General features: G+C 69.1%; 19 protein-coding genes. 9 read left to right on the top strand and 10 right to left on the bottom strand.

From position 1 onward, the window contains the following. Positions 1 to 129 precede the first annotated feature (129 nt). Positions 130 to 750, top strand: coding sequence for a hypothetical protein (locus ACIBGM_RS10055; protein ID WP_360514631.1), 621 nt, complete (start codon positions 130 to 132; stop codon positions 748 to 750). Here the strand turns inward: ACIBGM_RS10055 and ACIBGM_RS10050 are convergent. Continuing rightward, entirely contained in the window at positions 747 to 1550 is an 804-nt protein-coding gene (locus tag ACIBGM_RS10050; protein ID WP_360514628.1) for a PhzF family phenazine biosynthesis protein, read from the bottom strand. The two genes, ACIBGM_RS10055 and ACIBGM_RS10050, sit on opposite strands and share 4 nt — an antisense overlap. A 116-nt stretch (positions 1551 to 1666) precedes the next feature. Continuing rightward, entirely contained in the window at positions 1667 to 2059 is a 393-nt protein-coding gene (locus ACIBGM_RS10045; protein ID WP_396385125.1) for a RidA family protein, read from the bottom strand. A 147-nt stretch (positions 2060 to 2206) separates the two neighbouring features. Between ACIBGM_RS10045 and ACIBGM_RS10040 the strand changes: the two genes are divergently transcribed. Beyond that, positions 2207 to 3286: a phosphotransferase family protein gene (locus ACIBGM_RS10040; RefSeq protein WP_396385123.1), complete on the top strand. Its 1080-nt coding sequence runs from the start codon at positions 2207 to 2209 to the stop codon at positions 3284 to 3286. On the opposite strand, the gene ACIBGM_RS10035 is transcribed toward ACIBGM_RS10040, so the two are convergent. The 3 genes from ACIBGM_RS10035 to ACIBGM_RS10025 all read right to left on the bottom strand — a co-directional run bounded on the left by ACIBGM_RS10035 (position 3256) and on the right by ACIBGM_RS10025 (position 5636). Beyond that, positions 3256 to 4059: a GNAT family N-acetyltransferase gene (locus ACIBGM_RS10035; RefSeq protein ID WP_396385122.1), complete on the bottom strand. Its 804-nt coding sequence runs from the start codon at positions 4057 to 4059 to the stop codon at positions 3256 to 3258. The two genes, ACIBGM_RS10040 and ACIBGM_RS10035, sit on opposite strands and share 31 nt — an antisense overlap. A 114-nt stretch (positions 4060 to 4173) precedes the next feature. Then, the gene (locus tag ACIBGM_RS10030) at positions 4174 to 4734 is read right to left on the bottom strand and encodes a cysteine dioxygenase family protein (protein WP_360514619.1); all 561 of its coding nucleotides are present in this window, start codon (positions 4732 to 4734) and stop codon (positions 4174 to 4176) included. After that, positions 4731 to 5636, bottom strand: coding sequence for an amidohydrolase family protein (locus tag ACIBGM_RS10025; protein WP_396385120.1), 906 nt, complete (start codon positions 5634 to 5636; stop codon positions 4731 to 4733). Before ACIBGM_RS10025 ends, ACIBGM_RS10030 begins: the two co-directional genes overlap by 4 nt. Before the next feature lie 113 nt (positions 5637 to 5749). Here ACIBGM_RS10025 and ACIBGM_RS10020 point away from each other — a divergent pair, with 113 nt between their 5' ends. After that, positions 5750 to 6757, top strand: coding sequence for a LacI family DNA-binding transcriptional regulator (locus ACIBGM_RS10020; protein ID WP_396385118.1), 1008 nt, complete (start codon positions 5750 to 5752; stop codon positions 6755 to 6757). 230 nt (positions 6758 to 6987) lie between these two features. Here ACIBGM_RS10020 and ACIBGM_RS10015 read toward each other — a convergent pair whose 3' ends face one another. The 3 genes from ACIBGM_RS10015 to ACIBGM_RS10005 form a co-directional block, all read right to left on the bottom strand. Beyond that, positions 6988 to 9816 (bottom strand): M36 family metallopeptidase, encoded by a 2829-nt coding sequence (locus ACIBGM_RS10015; protein WP_396385116.1) that lies wholly within the window; start codon positions 9814 to 9816, stop codon positions 6988 to 6990. A 162-nt stretch (positions 9817 to 9978) separates the two neighbouring features. Continuing rightward, positions 9979 to 10977 (bottom strand): hypothetical protein, encoded by a 999-nt coding sequence (locus ACIBGM_RS10010; RefSeq protein ID WP_360514607.1) that lies wholly within the window; start codon positions 10975 to 10977, stop codon positions 9979 to 9981. Positions 10978 to 11096: 119 nt separating this feature from the next. Continuing rightward, a complete protein-coding gene (locus ACIBGM_RS10005; protein WP_360514604.1) occupies positions 11097 to 12047 on the bottom strand; it encodes a hypothetical protein in 951 nt (316 codons plus the stop codon). On the opposite strand from ACIBGM_RS10005, the gene ACIBGM_RS10000 reads away from it, so the two are divergent. The 5 genes from ACIBGM_RS10000 to ACIBGM_RS09980 are packed head-to-tail and all read left to right on the top strand — an operon-like array spanning position 12036 to position 17321. Beyond that, positions 12036 to 12902 carry a sugar ABC transporter permease gene (locus ACIBGM_RS10000; protein ID WP_360514601.1) on the top strand — a complete coding sequence of 289 codons (867 nt, stop codon included), beginning with the start codon at positions 12036 to 12038 and terminating at the stop codon, positions 12900 to 12902. The two genes, ACIBGM_RS10005 and ACIBGM_RS10000, sit on opposite strands and share 12 nt — an antisense overlap. Further along, the gene (locus ACIBGM_RS09995; RefSeq protein WP_360514598.1) at positions 12899 to 13711 is read left to right on the top strand and encodes a carbohydrate ABC transporter permease; all 813 of its coding nucleotides are present in this window, start codon (positions 12899 to 12901) and stop codon (positions 13709 to 13711) included. The genes ACIBGM_RS10000 and ACIBGM_RS09995 overlap by 4 nt, the downstream gene beginning before the upstream one ends. Then, the gene (locus ACIBGM_RS09990) at positions 13708 to 14340 is read left to right on the top strand and encodes a hypothetical protein (protein ID WP_360514595.1); all 633 of its coding nucleotides are present in this window, start codon (positions 13708 to 13710) and stop codon (positions 14338 to 14340) included. Before ACIBGM_RS09995 ends, ACIBGM_RS09990 begins: the two co-directional genes overlap by 4 nt. Further along, the gene (locus ACIBGM_RS09985) at positions 14324 to 16819 is read left to right on the top strand and encodes a GH116 family glycosyl-hydrolase (protein ID WP_360514592.1); all 2496 of its coding nucleotides are present in this window, start codon (positions 14324 to 14326) and stop codon (positions 16817 to 16819) included. The genes ACIBGM_RS09990 and ACIBGM_RS09985 overlap by 17 nt, the downstream gene beginning before the upstream one ends. 16 nt (positions 16820 to 16835) lie before the next feature. Beyond that, positions 16836 to 17321, top strand: a complete 486-nt coding sequence (locus ACIBGM_RS09980) for a hypothetical protein (RefSeq protein ID WP_360514589.1) — start codon at positions 16836 to 16838, stop codon at positions 17319 to 17321. A 45-nt stretch (positions 17322 to 17366) separates the two neighbouring features. Here ACIBGM_RS09980 and ACIBGM_RS09975 read toward each other — a convergent pair whose 3' ends face one another. Continuing rightward, positions 17367 to 17747, bottom strand: a complete 381-nt coding sequence (locus tag ACIBGM_RS09975; RefSeq protein WP_360514586.1) for a DUF779 domain-containing protein — start codon at positions 17745 to 17747, stop codon at positions 17367 to 17369. 2 nt (positions 17748 to 17749) lie between these two features. Next, positions 17750 to 19273 carry an aldehyde dehydrogenase gene (gene adh / locus ACIBGM_RS09970; protein WP_360514583.1) on the bottom strand — a complete coding sequence of 508 codons (1524 nt, stop codon included), beginning with the start codon at positions 19271 to 19273 and terminating at the stop codon, positions 17750 to 17752. 91 nt (positions 19274 to 19364) lie between these two features. Here adh and ACIBGM_RS09965 point away from each other — a divergent pair, with 91 nt between their 5' ends. Then, positions 19365 to 20816 (top strand): GAF domain-containing protein, encoded by a 1452-nt coding sequence (locus ACIBGM_RS09965; protein WP_360514580.1) that lies wholly within the window; start codon positions 19365 to 19367, stop codon positions 20814 to 20816. Positions 20817 to 20821: the final 5 nt, after the last annotated feature.

Here is a 20821-nt window from a genome sequence, read left to right as displayed (position 1 = left end):
TCTCACAGGGCTCTCACGAGCACTGATTCCGACGGTGATCTTCGGGTGGGACTTCGCGCTGCGGCCCGTAGTCCGCATACTTACGCCTGGCAATCACCAGCCCACTGATTGATAAGGGAAGAACAGCTAGTGACTGAACTGGATATCGCCCCAACCGAGCAGTTCTTCTCCGCGGAGACCCGGGAGGCGCTCGCCGAGGCGAGCCGCCGGCTGGCGGAGCGGCTCCAGGCCCACACCGAGGCCCTGCTGGCGATGACCGGCGACGAGGAGCAGACCGCGATCTACGACCAGAACGCGGCGCTCGAGGAGCTCGTCGAGAGCTGGAACGACGCCGTCTTCGAGCACACCGGTACGGCGCCGCTGCTGCTGGAGGACAGCGCCGACGACGAGGACGACGAAGAGGTCGAGCAGGACCAGGTGATCAGCGTGGTGTCACGCTTCGACCTGCGCGTGGTCGACCTGGACGCGCTGCTGGAGGCCGGCCGGGCCGCGCAGGAGCGGCACCCGGCCGAGCTGGACGAGACCGGCGAGAAGGACCCGGTCGACTCGGCCGAGCAGGCGATCTACGAGATCAGCCGTGAGGTCGGCGAGGCGTGGTTCGAGCTCCCGGGCATCGAGATGGTGGCCGGCGCCCGCGCGTACGTCGTACCGGAGCACCCGTTCGAGCCGCTGGACGCGGACGCCGAGGACGTCGTCACCGAGCTCATCGCCCCGAACGGCGTCGCCACCCACGCGGAGACCTGGGCCTAGACCGTCAGCTCACCGTCGAGTGTGGTGACTGCGCTGCCGCTCAGGTAGACGCGGTCGCCAGCCGCGGTGACCTGTAGGACACCGCCTCGGGCGGAGGCCTGGTAGCCGACCAGGTCGTCCCGTCCGAGGCGCCCGGCCCAGTACGACGCCAGGGCGGTGTGCGCGCTGCCGCAGACCGGGTCCTCGGGGATCCCGGCGGCGGGCGCGAAGAACCGCGAGACGAAGTCGTATTCCTGACCCCGCGCAGTGACGATGGTGCCGCGGTTGCCGTCGCGGCGGTTGACCGCCTCCAGCGCGCCGATGTCCGGCGTCACTGCCCGCACCGCCGCCTCGTCCGGCAGCACCACCAGTACGTCGGTCAGCGCGCCGGTGCTGTGCACACTCTCCGGCTGCGCCCCGAGCGCCTCGACCAAGCCGTCCGGTACGGCGATCTCCGTGGTCGGCGAGATCGGGAAGTCGAGCGTGATCGCGTCGCCGACCGACGCGAGCAGGATGCCGCTGCGCGTGCTGAACCGGACCTTCCCGCCGACCAGCCCGTCGCCCGCCAGCACGTGCGCGGTCGCGAGGGTCGCGTGCCCGCACATGTCGACCTCGATCGTCGGGGTGAACCAGCGCAGGTCCCAGTCCGCGTCGGACTGGTCGGACGGCCGCGCGAAGGCGGTCTCGGACAGGTTCATCTCCGCCGCGACGTCCTGCATCCAGCCCGCGTCCGGCCACTCACCGGCCGCCAGCACGCACACCGCCGCCGGATTCCCACCGAAAGCCCGCTCCGCAAACGCGTCGACCACCCTGATCCTCATACACCCGACGCTAGGTTTCCCAACCCCCCGAATCCATAGCCACTTACCAACCCGGTGGCCCGCTCACGCCATCGCCACCGGCCCCCACCACTACCCGGCCGAAGGCCGGCTGCTTTTCATGCCATTGCGACGGCTTCGATCTCCAGCAGCCAGTTCTCCGAGTAGATGTCGCAGATGATGACCGTGAGTGCGGGCGCGTGGTCGCCGAGGACCTCCTCGCGGATCTTCGAGTTCAGCCCCCGGAACTGCCGGTCCGACAGGTACGTCGTCACCTTCACCAGGTTCTTGACGCCCATCCCGGCCTCACCCAGCACCGCGAGCACGTTCCGCCAGACCATCCGGCACTGCGCCTCGAAACTCTCCGGCACCCGCCCGTGCTCGTTGCCCCACGGCACCTGGCCGCTGACGAACACCATCCGCCGGGCGCCGTCCACCTGTACGCCGTGCGTGTAGTTGCCCGCGGCCGCCGGCAGGATCGCCGGGTTCAACGGCGCGATCGCAAAAGCCATCCGTCCCCCTCCACTCCACTAGTCCCCGCCCCCGGGTGTCAGTACTGCCCTCATGTCTACCCTGCCGCCCGCCGCCCACACACGCAGCGGCCCGGATCGATGAGGAACCGACAAACAAGTGACATCTCGGCCGGTAGGGTCACCAGGATGGAACGGACGGTCGAGCGTCTCCTGGGGGTCCGCGTCGTCGAGCGCATCGACCTCGGCAGCGGCGAACAGGCCCCGGTCGCCCGGCTGATCCTCGATCGCCCGTACGACGGCATCGGCCCCACCGTGATCGCGAAAGGACTCCGGCGCGGCGGCACCGCTTGGGGTGGTGGCGCCGAGTTCCAGCGCAACGAGAAGCTGGCGCTGAACCACCTGCGCGGGACGGGACTCGCACCTGTGCTCCTCGCAAGCAACGAGGAGTCGGCGAACGAGCTACACGAGCAGGACGAGCAGGTGATGGTGATGTCCGACCTCGGCCCCGGCCCGACCGTGCAGGAGTTGTTGTTCGGCGACGATCCGGATGCGGCGACCGAGGGTCTGCTGGCGATGGCACGCCTCGCTGCCAAGCTGCACAGCGCCGTCGATCCGCACTTCACCGCCGTCCACGAGGTGCAGTTCCTCGATCATCCCCTCCACCTGTGGCCGGAGCTGGTCGACGCGGCGGCGAAGCTCGGCTTCCCGCCGCCGGGTGACGTCGAACTGGCGGCGCTGGCCGACGACCTCGGCAGCCGAGCCACCTTCACCCACGGCGATCTCACCCCGAACAACGTCGTACTCGTCGACGGCGAGGCCCGCTTGGTCGACCTGGAAGGCGCCGGCCGCCGGCATCCCGGGATGGACGCGGCCGGCTTGCGGCTCCCGTTCCCGGCGTACGGGTACTGGGCGGTCCTCCCCGACGACGTGCTTGCTCAGGTGGACCGCGCGTACCGGGACGGGCTCGGTCCACTGGACGATTCGACGTACGAGCACCTGATGGCGACGGGGTGCGCGGCGTGGGCGATCGTGCGCGCCGCGCGGTTGCGGCTGATCGCGTCGACCGACCAGGACCCAGCCGAGGCGGTCAGGCGCCGTACGCAGATCGTCCAGACCCTCACGTCGGCGGCAGCCACCGCCGTACCTCTCTATCCGGCGCTCGGCCGGTGGTTCGAGGAGCTGGCCGGGAGCATGCAGCTGCGCTGGGAAGAGGCCCGCCGGCCGCCTCGCGGATTTCAGGCCTTCAAGGACTTCTCGAACCAGTGATGGGCGTACGGCTCGTCGTTGAACGCGGGCACCTCGGTGTAGCCGGACGCGCGGTACAGGCTGATCGCCTCGACCAGGTTGCGGTTGGTCTCCAGCCGTACGGCGCTCGCGCCCCGAGCGACCGCCTCGCGTTCGAGCTCGGTCAGCAGCCGCCGCCCCAGGCCGAGGCCGCGCGCGTCTGGTGACACCCACATGCGCTTGATCTCCGCTGGCTCGTCGCCGTGCAGTTTCAAGGCGCCGCAGCCGACCGGCTCCGAGTGCAGCGTGGCGACCAGCAGCAACCCGGCCGGCAGCGTCAGCTCGGCGTTGTCCGCCGAGATGCTCCGGGCGTGGTCGAAGCCTTGGTCGAAGCGGTCGCGGAGCTCGTCGAAGTACGACTGCACGCAGTACGCCGCCTCCGGCTGCCGCGGATCGGTGATGGCGACCTCCACCATCGACGCGGTCAGCAAGCGGGCGACGTCGTCCATCGCCGCGACCAGCCGCTCGCGCTGGCTCTCGCTCAACGGCTCGAGGATCGATGCGGCCAACTCGTCCGACCGCTTGTCCAGCACTTGCCGCTCGGCCGCGCCCTTCCTGGTGAGCCGCGCGATCCGCACCCGCGCGTCCGCCGTACTCGGCTCGACCCGGACCAGCCCGTCGCCCTCCAACGACCGCAGCAGCCGGCTCAAGTACCCGGAGTCGAGATCCAGCCGGGCCCGCAACGCCCGCACGTCACACCCGTCCCCGATCTCCCACAGCACCCGAGCCTGCCCCAACGACCGATCCCGAGCCATATACGCATCACTCAACGCCCCCACCCGCTGAGTAACCACCCGATTGAACCGCCGCACCACCGCAACACCCATCCTCTGACCTTAGTCAGAGAATGGGTGCCGGTACAGACAGCTTCAGTCGAGCGGGCGGAGTTCGTCGGCGTAGGAGACGGAGACTCGGCGGAGGACGCCTTCCTTGACGGAGTACTGGCCCATGCGCCACAGCGGCGGGCTGTAGGCGTGGACGGTGACACTGCCCTTGTCGAGGCCGGTCAGGCGGTGGATGTGGTCGGGGCCGAAGCCGTAGACGTCGCCGGCCTCCACCTCGGTCTCGATCGACTCGGTGCCGATCGCCAGGTTGTGCTCGACCAGCTTGCCCTTCGCAACCGCGACCGCGCCCGAGGAGACGTCGTGGTCGTGCCAGCCGGTGTCGTTGACCGGCGTCCAGCAGATCAGCCAGACGTCGACGTTCGCGTCGCGGTGCAGCGAGGCGAACACCCGCTCCTCGTCGCTGTAGGCGACCTTGTCCTCCCACAGGCGCGGCTGCGCTGCAACCGACGAGGCCAGCTCGGACAGCTCCTGCGGGTCGAGGTCCCGGCCCGGGAGGTTGTCCAGCGAAAGACAGTTGTTGAGATCCACAAGCCGGCTGGGCTGGCGCGCCGGGACGTTCGGGACGTCGATGGGCTGAGCAGTCACTGCACTCCCCTCTCAGGAGATGGTTTCCCGGCCCCGTACAGGAGCCGGTGTGGGTTGTCGTGGCGGATCACCGCGGTCGCGGCGGCGCCTTGGCGGTGGTCGGTGATCCCGGCGTACGGCCGGTCGGTGCCGTGCACGACCTGGTCGATGCCGAGGACCCGCGCGACCGCGTCGATCCCCTGCGGGCCGTAGCTCGAGGTGTCGACATACAGGTTGGGGTCGATGGTGCCGAGCCGGCCGCCGCGGGCGGCCAGCCGTTCGTGGTGCACCGGCGCGAGACCGGCCGCGGCGACGAAGCACAGCCGCAACAGCGGGAACTCGCGTCGGCCGCCGTACGCGTGCCAGGCCCACCAAGCGGCCTGCAACTGGTTCGCGTAGTCGACGACGGGCGCCCACCAGCAGGGAGCCTCGTCGATCGGCTCGGCGGTGCCCGGGTGGACGAGGATCGGCTTGTTCAGCCGCTCGGCAGTCGCCAGCAGCTCACCCTGCGCGGTCCATCCGGCCGGCGTGCCGAGGATGTGCGCGGGCAGTTGCACACCGAGGAATCCGTTGCTCAGCAGGGATTCCAGGCCCTGAAGGTCGGGCTCCAGCAGGCAGACCGACGCCCACGCCTTGAACGGCTCGGGCAGTGCGGCCGCGCCGGTGTGCCATGCGTCGAGCAATGCCTGATCACCGAGCTGCTCGACACCGAGCGGGCTCGACAGCGAGACCGCGGCAAGCGCCGTACCGGCGTCCTGCTCCAGCGCTACCCGCTTGTCGATCGCGTGCGCGGCCGGGTCGCACTCGTACGGCGCCTCGGTCGCGGTGTGCAGCGTCCACCCGTCGAGGTACGGCGCGGTACGGCGAGCCCGGAGCCGGTCGACGAACTCCGCCGGCCACAGATGCTGGTGGACGTCGATCACGGCTCCTCCTCCCGGACCTGATCAGATTGAAGCGCTTCAGGATGTCTAGAGTGAAGCGCTTCAAAGGGCTGGTTGTCAAGTTTCTGTCCGACGGACGGGCTAGGGTTCAAGGCATGTCCGGAAACACCCGGAGGCCGACCCTCAAGGACATCGCGGCCGAGACCGGCCTGTCGATGGCAGCCGTGTCCTACGCGCTGCGCGGCCTGCACGGGACGCCGGAGACCATCCAGCGCGTCCAGGAGGCCGCCGAGCGGCTCGGCTACCAAGCGGACCCGGTCGCCCGAGCCCTCGCGTCCGGCCGGAGCGGCTCCGTCGGCGTGCTCTGCGCATCCCTCGAGGACCTCTGGCAGCAGCGTCTCGCGGCCGCGCTCGGCCGGGAGCTGCTGGCGCCGGACCGGAACGCCTGGATCATCGACTCGGCCGGCGACGCCGACCGCCAGCTCGAGCTCGCCCAGCACCTGGTCGACCACCGCGCCGACGCGATCGTGGTGATCCCGGTCAACCCGGCGGCGAAGGGCTGGGCCAACATCGCCCAGCAGGCGCCCGTGATCGCGATCGGCGACGCGCTGGCCGGCGCGACGGCGAAGTCCGAGGTGATCTTCGACAACGAGAGCGGCGTCAGTACGGCGCTGCGCCGGCTGGCCGACGCGGGACACCGGACGGTGGCGGTGCTCAGCCCGTCGCACCGCTTCGAGATCCAGCGCCCGGCCGAGGAGATCGCTCAGCGGGTCGCCTCCGGACTGAAGCTGAAGGTCCGCATCCTCCCGTGCCCGCACGACCTGCCCGGCGCGACCGAGGTCGCCCGCGAGCTGCTCAGCAGCACTCCACGACCGACCGGCATCCTGGCGCTGGCCGACTCGATGGCCTTCGGCGTGTACGCCGCCAGCCGCGAGCTCGGCCTCCGCGTCCCCGAAGACCTCTCCCTGCTCGGGTACGACGACCAGCCGCTGAGCCAGCTGCTCACGCCCCCACTGTCGACCTTCCACTGGCCGCTCGACGACCTGGTCGCCGACGTGGTCGCGCGGGTCACGTCCGCCGTCGACACCAACCGCCGGGTCCGCCGTACCACCGTCGCCCCGACCCTGATCGAGCGCGGCTCGGTCGCCGCCCCGCCCACCTGAGCGCGGCGACGACCCCTGAGCCACAACATCCACCCCGCGAAACTAAACCAATCCAATCGACTTACTTCCCACCATCCACCATCCGGACCGACGCCTGTGCATGGAGTGTGCCCAGCCCCCGCGTGCTCCGGGGAAGAGCCAACCCACGCGTGCTCCGCGTAGGTCGACCATCGAACGACGGAAGGCCGGCCGAGTGGGATGCTCGGCCGGCCTTCGCGGGGGGACGCAGGCTACTTCGTGCCGAAGACCTGGATCTCGGTCAGGTCGGTGAACTGGCAGCCGGCGTAGCCGCCTGCCGGGCAGTTCCTGGCGAAGTCCGGGACCTGCGGGCTGAGCAGCCAGACCCGCACGTACTGGACGTCGGTCGCGTTGCCGCTCGGGGTGAGCAGGTTGTACATGCCCACGTTGGCCGCGGTGAACGTGCCCTCCTGAGCGGTCGCCCAGGTGGTGCCGTCGGCCGAGGTCTCGATCCGGTACTGGCCGGTGGCTGCATCCTCCGGGTCACCGCAGGTGTTCGACGGGTCGACGTTGAACGCGCTGATGTCGACCTTCTCCGGCAGCTTGATGTCCACGTGCTTCGGCACCATCACGCCGGTCGGCGTGCCGTTGTCGTCGCCGGTGGTACTGCCCCAGCCGGTGCCCTGGGCATTGTCGATCGCACCGCCCGGGCCGCAGCCGTAGTCGCTGTAGTCCGGGCCGTTGAAGTCCGTCACCGAACCGCCGCCGGAGGTGGCCGCCCAGTTGCGGCGCGGCGCGAAGTCGGCCTTGCCGCCCGCCTTCACGGTCACCTTCTGGACGATCAGCTCGTAGCCGGGGCCGGCCACGACGACCTTCGGGTAGGTGCCCGGGGCAACGTTGGTGATGGTGTACTTGCCGGCCGCGTCCGTGACGCTGGAGTAGTCACCCGCGTAGCCGGAGGCGTGACCACCGATGTAGACGAGTGCACCGGCCACCGGAGCACCGGTGTCCTTGTCGGTCACGGTCCCGGTCAGGGTCGTGGTCGCACCCGTCGGCGGCTTGTGGAAGTCCTCCGCCGGGTACGCGTCGCCGCCGTCGACGACACCGGCGTACCAGCCCATGCCGCGGTTGGCGAACACGGTCCAGATGACGTCGGCGTTCTTGCCGCCGCTGGCGACCAGGTCGGCCTGCACGATCGCGTTCCGCATGTCGAGCATGGTCGGGTCGGCCGGCGACAGCTCCATCGCCCGGGTGATCAGGCTGACCGCGTAGCCGCGGCCGAACCGCTCCCGCAGGTCCCACAGCGTCTGTGCCCAGACCTCACCGGACGCGTGCACCTCCGGCGACCCGCCGATGGTCGGGAAGTCGCCGTACGTGTAGCCGCCCTTCGAGCCGTCCGGCTGGACGCAGTTCGGGCTGACGGACTTGACCCGGCAGTCCATCGCCTGGGTGCGGATCGAGCCGCCGTTGGTGACGTACTTGCCCTCGAGCACCTCGCCCGGCGCGGTGGTGTCCTTCTCCAGGCCGTGCGAGACCAGGTAGTCGAGCGCGTAGAAGTCGCTCCAGGCCTCGCCCATCGAGCCGCCCTGGATGCTGTTCAGCGTCGAGTTGCCGGTGGCATCGACTACCAGGCGGTTCGACAGGCCGTGGGTGTACTCGTGGTACAGGATGTCCGCCGAGCTCGACGAGCTGGTCGGCACGAACCCGCCCTTGAACAGGTACATCTGCATGGTCGGCGGGGTGCCGTCCGGCGGGGTGCTCATGTTCGCGTTGTTGGCGTGGTCGGCGTCCGGTCCGCCGTCGGCGCCGGTGGCCGCGCCGTCGAGGGCGTTCAGCAGCACCGGGTCACCGCCCGCGGCGTCGAACGAGCCGGCCGCCGGGGTGAAGCTGATCGGCGGCTTGGCCAGCCAGTCGTGGAAGTTGCTGGCCAGGTAGAACCCGTTGGTGACGTCCTGGTTCATGTTCGTCTTCCAGGAGTCCGGCTTGGCCGGGTCCCAGGTGCAGATGTACGACGTGGAGCAGGACGACGCGGCGTTCGGGAACGACACCAGCTTGAACTCGGCGGTGGTCTTGGTACCGGGCACCTTGACGGTCTCACCGGCGTTCGGCTGGTTGTCGTCGTTCAGGTCCGCGAAGGCGGCCACCGAGGTGCCTTCGAGCAGGGTCTTGGCGTTCTTCGGCAGCCACTTGTTGTAGACCAGGTTCTCGACCCGCTGCGTGCCGCCCTTCGCGGCGCCCGGGTAGTTGTCCACCACGAGGGCGTCGCCGAGGCCGTCGCTGGACAGGTTCCGGCGGTACAGCAGGCCGCCGGTCTGGGCGTCGATCACGTGCGTGAAGATCTTGGTGCCGCCGGTGTTGGTGTACGTCATCCAGCCCTTGCGCAGGCCGTCGGCGGTGTGGAACCACACCAGCTTGGCGGTGTCGCCGTTGCTCCACTTGGTGTCCGCGCCAGATGCCTTGGCGGTCGCCGGCTTCGCCGTACCACCGACGTCCTTGGCCGCGGCGGTGCGAGCCTCGGCCGCGGTCAGGCTCGGCGCGGCCGCGGCGGACCGGCCCTGGGCCTGCGAGGTCAGGCCCGCCACCGGGGCGCCCATGACCGAGATGAGCTGGCCGTTCTTGGTGACGTTGGCCTTCAGGCCGTTGCCGAACACCTCGACGCCGTCGACCACCTGGGACCAGAACACGTGGTGGGTGCCGAGGTCGTCGATGTAGTCCTTGCGCAGCTTCAGCGTGCCCAGGTCGGCCTCGGACAGCTTGAAGACCTCGGGGTGCGCCTTCACGTAGTTCAGCGCGATGTCCCGGGCCTTCTTGGCGCTCCGGCCGGTCAGGAAGCCGTCCAGCTTCGTCACCTGGGCCGGGGTGCCGGTGTTCGGGTCCACCTCGACGACGCCCTGGGAGCCGAGCGAGTTGCGGAACTTCTCCGAGGCGGCCGACTCCTTGCCGGCCACCTTGGCGGCCCGCGCGTACGTCGTCTTCGCGCTCGGGATCCGGGCGTCGTAGTAGCCCTTCTGGTCCTTGCTATGGGCCTTTCCGGGCTGGGCCGCCGGGCCCTGCTCCGGGCCGGCCGTCTGCGCGGCCGTGGCGCCGCCGGCGGCGGTCACGACCAACACAGTGGCTGCGGAGACAGCGGTGGCTGCCAGGAGCCCCCGCCCTCTGCGTGATGTGGTCACAGCAACGCTCCATGGAGTTGGGTGCGCGGATCGCCCTGCACGATCCGTCCGCGGGCGACCCTAGGCCGCAGAGAGGTTCCCGAGGAAGGAAAATCACCGGAACGGCGTGGAGACGAGGGATGTCCTTCGTGCCCGGAACAGTACTAGGAGCGACAGCAGAATGGTTGCACCCAGCCACGAAGCTCCGGCCGCGAGTGTCGGGCCGCTCGGATGCACGATCGACTCACCGCGCTGCGCCTGCCAGGTGACCAGCCAGATCAGCCCTGCGTACGACGCGGCGCCGACGAAGACAAGCGCGGTCCGCGGACCCTCGGGCCGCAGGATCGGGTACCGCCGGGCGAGCAGAACGAGGCCGAGGGCAACCAGCGGGATCGCCTGCAGCGCGTGCACACCGAGGAAGTGACCGATCCTCAGGTCACCGGCCTGCGTGCTCCAGCCGGTGATCGGCAGCCCGGCGCCGCCGTCCTCGACACCCACGGAGTGCGACCCGAGGTGCAGATGCTTGCCTGCCGCGGCAGCTTCTCTTTCCTGCGCCGGAGTGATCCGGAACATCAGGTTCCCGAGCAGCATGCCGCCGAGCGTCGTACCCAGGGCCAGCCGGATGCTCCAGCGCAGCGCCCGGTCACCGGGCTTGTCGAACAGCAACTGGATCGCGATCACCAGTACGGCGGCCCAGACCAGGTAGATCGTGGTCGCCATGATGTTGTGGATCAACTGGTCGGTCGGCGTTGACATGTTGAAGTGCAACTGCCGGCCGCGAACCACGACCTGCCCGGCGATGAGGACCATCTCGGCCGCGACGCCGACGGCCACGACCGTGCCCATCCACCAGCCGAGCCGCCGGGCCTTGGTCTGCAGCGACAGCATCCACGCCAGCGTGACGCAGTAGATCCCCAGGCTGATCGCGAACTTCAGCGGCTTCATCCAGATCGGATGACCGAGCAGGATCCGGTCGTCGAACAGGGCGCCGCCGATCGCGACCAGGGTGGTCGCGGCGAGCCCGATCGACGCCCAGAGCAACGGTCGGTGCAGCCGTCGCGGCGTGCCAGGAAGAGTCGGTACGGCGTCCGGCCGCGCGGTGGTCGTGGTCATGCATCGATCCTCGGCACTGCAGCGCCGGGGATCAGGAGCGTCACCTCCACTCGAGGGGTGGACCTGGACCTACCCCCAGAACGGGCGGACCCTGGGCGTGGCAGGGTCCGCCCGTTCGCTCAGAAGGCGCCGGCTGCGTTCGGGGTGCCGAGGCCGGTCGGGCCGTCCCAGCCGGTGCGCGCGGTGCACCACTGGGTGGTCGGGCAGGTCCCGTTGCTGCCGCTGGTCACGTCGAACAGCGAGCCCGGGTGCGCGTACGGCAGTGCGTTCGCGTAGCCGCTGGTGTTGCCGGACAGCGCGTAGACCGCGGCGATGATCGGCGCTGCCTCACTGGTGCCGCCGAACTGCGCCCAGGTCGACGCCGTCTTGCTGGTCGGGTAGTAGATCGCCATGCCGCCCTTGGCCGGGTCAGCGGCTGCGGACACGTCGGCCATCGCCCGCTTCGAGCAGCCGGTGCCGAAGCTCGCGGCCGCACTCAACGCCGTGTTGTACGACGAGCAGCCCGAGCCGGCGCCGTCCCACACGGTCTCGCTCCAGCCACGACTGTTGCTGGCCGCAACAAGCGACGTACCTCCGACGGCAGTCGTGTACGACGACGAAGCCGGGTAGCTGCCGCCCTGGTAGCCGTCGTCACCGGTCGATGCGGTCACGGCGATACCAGGGTGGTTGTAGTAGCTGCCGTATGTCGCGTCGGACGCGTCGCCACCGCCGTAGCTGTTCGAGATCGCGACCACGCCGGGCTGCTTTGACGCGGTCACGACCGCAGTGCCGAGATCGGCGAAGCTGGCCGAGTCGGCCTGGACGACGACGATCTTCGCATCAGGTGCGGCCGCCGAGACCGCGTCGACGTCCAGGGCCTGTTCGCCGGCCCAGCCCGCGTTGAACCGCGGCAGCGACGTACCGCCGGTCTGGTTGATGATTCGCAGGCAGCCGTTGGCCGTCGTACACGCGGACAGGCCGAACTGGGAGCGGTAGACGCCGAGGTCGCGTTCCAGGTTCGGGTAGCCGTAGGCATCGACGATCGCCACCGTGCGGCCGCCGGCGCTCAGGCCGTTGGTTTGAAACCACAACGGCGGGACTGGCTGCCCGGTTATCTCTTCATCAGCCCTGCCGTCCTGCTCTTCCTGGTCTTCGTCGCCGCTCCCCTGGTCGCCGCGTTCGGGCTGAGCCTGTTCCACTGGGACCTGCTGAGTAGGCCGGAGTTCGCCGGGCTGGACAACTTCCGGCAACTCGTGACCGACGGGGACACCATCCGCGCGGTGATCAACACCTTCGTGTTCGCGATCTCGTCGGTGGTGACGCACATCGGCTTCGGCATGCTGCTCGCGCTCGGCGTGCACCGGACCATGACGCGCGGCACGAAGTACTTCGTCCGGACCGCGTTCTTCTTCCCGTTCCTGGTCTCGTGGGCCGCGGTCGCGCTGATCTGGAAGTACGTCCTGGATCCGACGTTCGGCCTGGTCAACCACTACCTGTCGGCGACCACGAACTGGCTGGCCTCGCCGACCTGGGCGTTGCCGACGCTGATCGCGGTCGACTGGTGGCACACGATCGGCTACACGTTCATCATCCTGCTGGCCGGCCTGCAGACGGTGCCGGCCCAGCTGCACGAGGCCGCTCGGGTCGACGGCGCGAACGCGTGGTGGCGGTTCTGGAGCGTCACGATGCCGGTGATGTCGCCGACGATCTTCTTCGCCACCGTGATCACGTTCATCGGCGCGTTCCAGATCTTCGACCCGATGGTGATCATGACGCAGGGCGGGCCGGACGGCGCGACCCGGAGCATCGTGATGTACACCTACGAGAAGGGCTTCCAGTCCTTCGAGGTCGGGTACGCCGCCGCCCTCTCGCTGGTGCTGTTCGTGGTGATCATGATCGTGACCGGCTTGCAGTTCCGGCTCAGCCGCCGGTGGGTGCACCAGTGAAGGGCAAACTGATCGACCTCGTGCTGGTGCTCGCCGGGCTGCTGATGATCGCGCCGCTGGTGTGGCTGATCGTGAACGCGCTGTCCGAGCCGATCGACGCGTTCCAGCTGCCGCCGCGGTGGATCCCGCGACCACCGACGCTGGAGAACTTCCAGCAGGTGCCGGACCTGATCCCGTTCGCGCAGATGGCCTGGAACAGCTTGCAGATCGCGGTCATCACCACCGTCGGGTCTCTGCTGACCAGTGCGCTGGCGGCGTACGCCTTCTCCCGGTTGCGCTTCCCGGGACGGGACCAGATCTTCTCGGTGCTGCTGGCGGCGCTCGTCGTACCGGTGCAGCTGACCGTGGTGCCGATCTTCATCCTGATGCGGTGGCTGCACCTGGTCGACACCTCGGTGGCGATCTGGCTGCCGGCGCTGGTGAACGTGTTCGGCATCTTCTTCCTGCGGCAGTACATCGCGTCGATCCCGCGGGAGCTGGACGAGGCTGCGATCATGGACGGCGCCGGGCACTTCTGGATCCTGTTCCGGGTGATCCTGCCGCTGGCCCGGCCGGGGCTGACCGCGCTCGGCATCTTCGTCTTCGAGGCGTCCTGGAACAACTTCTTCTGGCCGTACATCTTCCTGTCGTCGCCGGAGAAGATGACCCTGCCGGTCGGGCTGGTGTCGTTGCAGGGGGCAATGGGTGGCGGTCCGGCCGTGGTGCTGTTCGCGGCGATCACGCTGGTGGTGCTGCCGATCCTCGTGCTGTTCCTGATCTTCCAGCGGTCGTTCATCGCGTCGATCGCGACCACCGGGCTGCGTGCATGACCGACTACCTCCCTGCCGCCTTGCGGGCCATGTGGCACGAGTCGCCGCTGCTCGCAGCCGCCGGAGTCCTCGTGTGTACGGCGTCCGGACTCGTCGTGCTGTTGATGCCGGGTGTGTCGCCGGTCAGCGTGCTACTCGGTGCGCTCGTGGTCGGACCGGTCTGGGCAGCTGTGATGGCTACTGCTGACTCAGCCGTGCGAGATGGCCGCGGTGGTGTGTGGTTGCTGCTTCGCAACCTGAGGAGATGCGGTCTCGCGGGCGTTGAGGTGGCCGCCGTACCTGCCGTGTTCGGTGCGCTGGCTCTGCTCAATCAGGCCGTCTACAGCGGTCCGGTCTTCGCGGTCCCGTTGGCTGTCAGCGGTTGTGCGACCGTGCTTGCCTTGCTGGCGTCCTGCTACGCGTTCAGTCTGCGCGTGACGGCGGGCCTGCGTGGCAAGACACTGTGGCTGACCGCGCTTCACCTGGTCGCACGTGCGCCGTTGGTCCCACTCGGCGTGCTGGCGTTGGCCTTCGTCGCGCTGCTGCTCGGTACGTCGGTCACTGCATCGCTGTTGTTGCTCGCCCCTGGGCCGGTGGCGTTGTTCGCCTCGGCCGGTACCTGGACGGAGAATCATGCACTACACCGGTGACAAGCTGACGCACTTCGCGCTGCCGTTGGGAGGTCTGGGGACCGGGACCGTGGCGCTGGCCGGCAACGGCGCGTTGCGGCAGTGGCAGTTGCACAACATCGGCAACCACGAGGCCCATGTGCCGGACAGCTTCTTCGCGCTCCGGGTGTCGCAGGTGGAGCCGCCGATCGACGAGATCCGTTTGCTGCAAGGGCCGCTGCGGGAGCCGACGAACACGCCGCTGGTGACTGATGACGTCGTACCGGCTGGTGAGCGGCGGTTGCACGGGCTGCTGCGGCCTGTTGGTGAGGCGACGGTGTCAGCGGTGTATCCGCGGGCGCGGGTCGACTATGCGACTGACCTGCCTTTGGACGTAAGCATGGAGGTGTTCAACCCGCTGGTGCCTGCTGATTCGGCTGCGAGCTCATTGCCGGTCGCGGCGTTCACCTTCACGTTGCACAACCGCGGCGACTTCGCCGTGCACGGTCTGCTCGGCGGCGCCTTGCAGAACTCGGTGGGCTGGGACGGGGTGACTCCGATCGATGGCGTCTCGTGCTCCTTATACGGCGGCAACACGAACCGAGTACGGCGTTCCGGAGAGTGGACAGCGCTCGTCTTGGAGAACACTGTTCTCAGTTCGGATCACCCGGGCGCCGGGCAACTGGTGTTCTCGACCGAGAACAGTGATGCCTTGACCTATCCCCAGTGGTCGACGCCGGAGCAGTTCATCACCTTCCTGGCCGGTCGCCCGACCCGCCGACCGTTCCCCGCCGACGGTCCGAGTGCCCCCGGGACAACCTGGAACGGCGGGCTGGCCACGCCGTTCCGCCTGCAGCCGGGCGAGACCACCCAGGTGCGGTTCCTGATCGCCTGGCACTTTCCGAACCGATATGTCGACTTTCAGCAGTTCGGCCCGAAACGCGACTACGGCCACAGCCGCTTCTGGCTCGGCAATGCGTATACCCGCCGTACGCCCGATGCCGTTGCAGTGGCCGACTCCTTCATCACCCAGTGGGCTGAGCTCGAGGTACGCACCACATCCTGGGCAGACGCGTTCGAGGACAGCACGCTGCCCGGTGAGGCCGGACCACGACTCGCTGCACTGGTTGCCGACGTACGAAGCCCGACTGTCTTCCAGACCGACGACGGCACTGTGTTCGGCTTCGAGGGAGTGCTCGGTGCGTCCACCGGAATGTGGGGCGGCCGGTACGGCGGCTCCTGCCCACTCAACTGCACCCATGTGTGGAACTACGAGCAGACCCTGGCCCGTCTCTTCCCCGCGCTCGAACGGAACATGCGCGACACGGAGTACGACGTGATGCAGGCGCCCGAGGGCTACATCCCACACCGGGTGATCGCGCCGACGTACCACCGGCAACTGTGGGACGAGGTGATCGGCGGCCCGGAGGAGCCGGCGCTCGACGGCATGCTCGGCAACATCCTCAAGACCTACAGAGAGGTACGGCAGGGCGCAGGACTCGACTGGCTCGCCGAGCGGTGGCCGAACGTCGAGCGACTGCTCACCCACATCCGCACCAAGTGGGACCCAGCGGGGACCGGCGTACTGCGCGGCATCCAGCCCAGCACGCACGACATCGACCTGTGCGGCGTCAACACCTTCATGGGCTCGCTCTGGCTCGCTGCACTCCGCGCCGCCGAGGAGATGGCCCAACTGCTGGGTGCGGACGGCAAGGGCTACCGCACGCTCTTCGAAGCAGGCAGCAAGGCATACGACGACCTCCTGTTCACCGGCGAGTACTACAAGCAGGTGCTCGCACAGGACGAGAAGCCGGACTTCCAGTGGGGCGACGGCTGTCTCGCCGACCAACTGGTCGGCCAGTGGTGGGCGCACCAACTCGACCTGGGCTACGTCCTGCCCGCGGATCACGTGAAGACCGCCCTGCGCAACGTGGTCCGGCACAACCTCCGCACGAACTTCGAGGGCTTCGACCACCCCTACCGCGTCTTTGCCGACGGCAACGACACCGGCCTCCTCATGTGCACCTGGCCGTACGGCGGCCGCCCGGACGTCCCGACCCGGTACTGCGACGAGGTGTGGACCGGATCCGAGTACCAGGTCGCCGCCCACTGCCTGTACGAAGGCCTCGTCGACGAGGGCTTCCAGATCCTCCAGGGCCTCTGGAACCGCTACGACGGCAGCCGCCGCAACCCCTTCAACCCGATCGAGTGCGGCGACCACTACATCCGCAACGCCGCCGGCTGGACCGTCCTCGAAGCCCTCGCCGGCTTCCGGTACGACGCCCTGTCCGGCGCCCTCACCTTCGCCCCACTCGACGTCGCCCGCTCCGCCGACACCTGGCAACTCCCCTTCGTGGCCGGCACCGGCTGGGGCGTCGCCACCAGCACCCCCGAGTCCCTCACCCTGACCTGCCACGCCGGCCACCTGACCGTGGTCACAGTCCACGTCGACGGCACCGCCCTGCCGGCCGCCGAAACCGTCGTCGCCCCCGGAAAACCGTTGGTGATCCCCAGAACCTGACCTCTACCGTCGACACATGTCGCTGCTCGAACGCGCACAGTCTCTCCAGGACGAGGCCCGGCAACTCACGGCCCAACTGCAACTCGAGACTGCCTTTCCCTGGCAGCCAGTGGTCATCGGAAGTGCCCTGTCCGGCCTGATGGTCGTACGCGACCTCGACGTCATGTTCGACGCCCCCGACGCCACCGCTGCCACGGTCCTGGAAGGCCTGGCAACCCTGGCCCAACGAGTCGACCTCCGCAGCGTCGACTTCCACGACGAACGCGCCGACCGCCGCCCGACCCCAGCCATCACCGACGAACGCTTCTACGCCGTCCTCCACACCCCCACCTGGAAGATCGACCTCACCTTCTGGCTACACGTCGTCGACCGCCCCCACGTCCCCGACGCCCTCCGACTCCGAGACGCCCCATCCGACAAACGCCTCACCATCCTGCGGTTGAAGGCGGCCGGGCCAGACCTCGGGAGCTCGGACATCTACGACGCCGTACTCGGGAACTGAAGAGTGCCGGCCGGCCGGCAACGCCAGCGGACGGGCGGCACTCGCTCAGGGGAGTCCTAGGGCTGCGAACTCCTGGTCGGTGAAGAGGCGGGAGCGGATCAGGAAGCGGACGCCTTCGGGGGCCTCCACCGAGAAGCCGCTGCCGCGGCCCTTCACGACGTCGACGGTGAGCTGGGTGTGCTTCCAGTACTCGTACTGGGCCGCGGACATCCAGAACGGGACCGGCCGGTCCAGTCCGGTCACCACCAGGTCGCCGAGATGCACGTCCGCCGACCCCGTGCGGAATTCCCCGTCCGGGTAGCACATCGGCGAGCTGCCGTCGCAGCACCCACCGGACTGGTGGAACATCAGCGGACCGTGCATCCCGGTGAGACGGCGGAGCAGGTCCGCCGCCTCGTCGGTGAGCAGCACCTTCGCGACCGCCATGGTCAGAAGAACCCCAGCTTGCTGGGGCTGTAGCTGACCAGCAGGTTCTTGGTCTGCTGGTAGTGGTCGAGCATCATCTTGTGGTTCTCGCGTCCGATGCCCGAGCTCTTGTAGCCGCCGAAGGCCGCGTGCGCCGGGTAGGCGTGGTAGCAGTTCGTCCAGACCCGGCCGGCCTGGATCTCGCGGCCCGCCCGGTACGCGGTGTTGATGTCGCGCGACCAGACCCCGGCGCCCAGGCCGTAGAGCGTGTCGTTGGCGATCTTCATCGCGTCGGCGTAGTCGTCGAACTTCGTCACCGCGACGACCGGCCCGAAGATCTCCTCCTGGAAGATCCGCATCTTGTTGTCGCCCTCGAACACGGTCGGCTGGATGTAGTACCCGCCGGCCAGGTCGCCGCCGAGCTCGGCGCGGCCGCCGCCGGTGACGACCCGGGCGCCCTCCTGCTTGCCGATCTCGATGTAGGCGAGGATCTTCTCGAACTGGTCGTTGCTGGCCTGCGCGCCCATCATCGTGTCGGTGTCGAGCGGGTGGCCCTGCTTGATCGCCTGGGTCCGGCCGACCGCGTCGGCCAGGAAGCCGTCGTAGATCGAGGACTGGATCAGCGCCCGGGACGGGCAGGTGCAGACCTCGCCCTGGTTCAGCGCGAACAGCGTGAAGCCCTCCAGCGCCTTGTCGTAGAAGTCGTCCCGCGAGGACGCGACGTCCTCGAAGAAGATGTTCGGGCTCTTGCCGCCGAGCTCGAGCGTGACCGGGATGATGTTCTCCGACGCGTACTGCATGATCAGCCGGCCGGTCGTGGTCTCACCAGTGAACGCGACCTTGGCAACTCTGTTGCTTGAGGCAAGCGGTTTGCCGGCCTCGACGCCGAATCCGTTGACCACGTTGAGCACACCGGGTGGCAGCAGGTCGTGGATCAGCTCGAGCAGCACGTGGATCGACGCCGGGGTCTGCTCGGCCGGCTTCAGTACGACGGCGTTGCCGGCGGCCAGCGCGGGCGCCAGCTTCCAGGTCGCCATCAGGATCGGGAAGTTCCACGGGATGATCTGCCCGACCACGCCGAGCGGCTCGTGGAAGTGGTACGCGATGGTGTCGTCGTCGATGACCGAGACCGAGCCCTCCTGGGCCCGCAGCGCACCGGCGAAGTAGCGGAAGTGGTCGACCGCCAGCGGCAGGTCGGCGGCCAGCGTCTCCCGCACCGCCTTGCCGTTGTCCCAGGTCTCGGCGACCGCGAGCGCCTCGAGGTTGGCCTCGATCCGGTCGGCGATCTTGTTCAGGATGGTGGCCCGTTCGGCCGGCGAGGTCCGGCCCCATCCCGGTGCGGCACCGTGGGCGGCGTCGAGGGCTCGCTCGACGTCGTCCGCCGTACCGCGGGCGATCTCGGTGAACACCTCACCGGTGACGGGAGTCGGATTCTCGAAGTATCCGCCCTTGACCGGCGGCACCCATTCGCCGCCGATGTAGTGCTCGTAGCGCGATTTGTACGCGACCGGGCTGCCATCCGACCCGGGAGCTGCGAAAATCGTCATCGGTCCTCCTTCAACGTCGTCGGAACCTGACGGTGGATCGAACGTAGGTGGCGCTACGTTGCACGGACGTTGCAACCCGGAGTGAGGCTGGATGGACGCACCGGAGCAGGCACGCCGGTTGAGCAGGCTGTACGACGAGGTGCTCGGCGGCGGCCGCGTGCCCGGCGCACCACGCCCACTGGTCGCCGCCTCGTGGGAGCGGTCTCTCGCCGCCGCGGTCGACCCCGAGCGGGACGCGCCGCCGGTGGTCGTCGACGCGGACCTGCTCGAAGGCCTGCGCGCGAACCACCCGCTGAGCGCCGTCCTGCCGGTGCTCCGCCAGACGCTGACGTCGATCGCCGACGAGGCGTCGCACATCATGATCATCACCGACGCCCGCGGCATGATCCTGTGGCGCGAGGGCGCGGCCGACGTACGGCGCCAGGCCGACCGGATCGCGTTGTCCGAAGGCGCGGTGTGGTCGGAGGACCAGATCGGCACCAACGGCATGGGTACGGCGCTCGCCGTCGGGCAGCCGGTGCAGATCCACTCGGCCGAGCACCTGGTTCGCCGGATCCACGAATGGACCTGTGCCGCCGCTCCGGTGCACGACCCCGACACCGGCAAGCTGCTCGGCGCCGTCGACGTGTCGGGCCCGTTGCGCACCGTCCACCCGGCGATGGTTGCCCTGGTCACTGCCGCCGCCCAGCTGGCCGAAGGACAGCTCCGCGTCCGGATGGCCGCGGCCGACGAACTCCTCCGGGCCCGCAACATGCGGCACCTGAACGCATTGGGCGACGAGCCCGGCGCATTGCTGACCCCGACCGGTCGCGTGCTCGCGGTCCAGCCGCTCGAGTGGTTGCCCGACCGGCTCGACGTTCCCGACGGCGCGGACCGGATCGACCTCGGCGACGGTCGCGAAGGCGTGATCGAGCAACTCGACGAAGGCTTCCTGCTACGCCTCCCCGGCACGCCGGTCCGCCGGTCGCGGCCGTCGTTGCGGCTCAAGCTCCTCGGCGCCGGCCAGCCGATCGCGGTCGTCGGCGACCGTGAGATCGCGCTGACGCTACGACGAGCCGAAGTACTCGCCCTGCTTCTGCTGCACCCGGCCGGCCTCACCGCCGAGCAGCTGATGCTCCAGCTGTACGGCGACGAGGGCAACCCGACCACGGTCCGCGCCGAGATGCACCGGCTGCGGAACCTGCTCGGCGGCGGCGTCCTGGACACCAAGCCGTACCGGATCATCGCCGACGTCTCCGGCGACATCACCGACGTACAGAACGCTCTCCGCGCCGGCGACCTGAGCAGCGCCCTCGAGCTCTACCCCGGCGCGCTGCTCGCACGCTCCGACGCCCCGGCCCTCCGCGCCGAACGCGACGAGCTCGACGCCACCCTCCGCCGTGCAGTCCTCGACTCCGGCGACGCCGACCTGCTCTGGCGCTTCGCCCAGACACCGACCGGCGCCGAGGACCTGGAGATCTTCGAGACTCTGCTGATCGTGCTCCCACCGACCGATCACCGCCTGCCTGCCGTGGCGGCTCGGCTGCACCGGTTGGCGGAGTAAGTAGG

The organism is Kribbella sp. NPDC050470 (assembly GCF_044458365.1).
Classification (GTDB): Bacteria; Actinomycetota; Actinomycetes; order Propionibacteriales; family Kribbellaceae; genus Kribbella.
Note: the sequence above shows the minus strand (reverse complement) of the source record. Positions and strands in the feature narration are given on the sequence as shown.

Coding starts and splice junctions, on each gene's coding strand:
- ACIBGM_RS10050 (WP_360514628.1), bottom strand. CDS start 1,550: ATGAGGATCAGGGTGGTCGACGCGTTTGCGGAGCGGGCTTTCGGTGGG.
- ACIBGM_RS10045 (WP_396385125.1), bottom strand. CDS start 2,059: ATGGCTTTTGCGATCGCGCCGTTGAACCCGGCGATCCTGCCGGCGGCC.
- ACIBGM_RS10040 (WP_396385123.1), top strand. CDS start 2,207: ATGGAACGGACGGTCGAGCGTCTCCTGGGGGTCCGCGTCGTCGAGCGC.
- ACIBGM_RS10035 (WP_396385122.1), bottom strand. CDS start 4,059: ATGGCTCGGGATCGGTCGTTGGGGCAGGCTCGGGTGCTGTGGGAGATC.
- ACIBGM_RS10020 (WP_396385118.1), top strand. CDS start 5,750: ATGTCCGGAAACACCCGGAGGCCGACCCTCAAGGACATCGCGGCCGAG.
- ACIBGM_RS10010 (WP_360514607.1), bottom strand. CDS start 10,977: ATGACCACGACCACCGCGCGGCCGGACGCCGTACCGACTCTTCCTGGC.
- ACIBGM_RS09990 (WP_360514595.1), top strand. CDS start 13,708: ATGACCGACTACCTCCCTGCCGCCTTGCGGGCCATGTGGCACGAGTCG.
- ACIBGM_RS09985 (WP_360514592.1), top strand. CDS start 14,324: ATGCACTACACCGGTGACAAGCTGACGCACTTCGCGCTGCCGTTGGGA.
- ACIBGM_RS09980 (WP_360514589.1), top strand. CDS start 16,836: ATGTCGCTGCTCGAACGCGCACAGTCTCTCCAGGACGAGGCCCGGCAA.
- ACIBGM_RS09975 (WP_360514586.1), bottom strand. CDS start 17,747: ATGGCGGTCGCGAAGGTGCTGCTCACCGACGAGGCGGCGGACCTGCTC.
- adh (WP_360514583.1), bottom strand. CDS start 19,273: ATGACGATTTTCGCAGCTCCCGGGTCGGATGGCAGCCCGGTCGCGTAC.
- ACIBGM_RS09965 (WP_360514580.1), top strand. CDS start 19,365: ATGGACGCACCGGAGCAGGCACGCCGGTTGAGCAGGCTGTACGACGAG.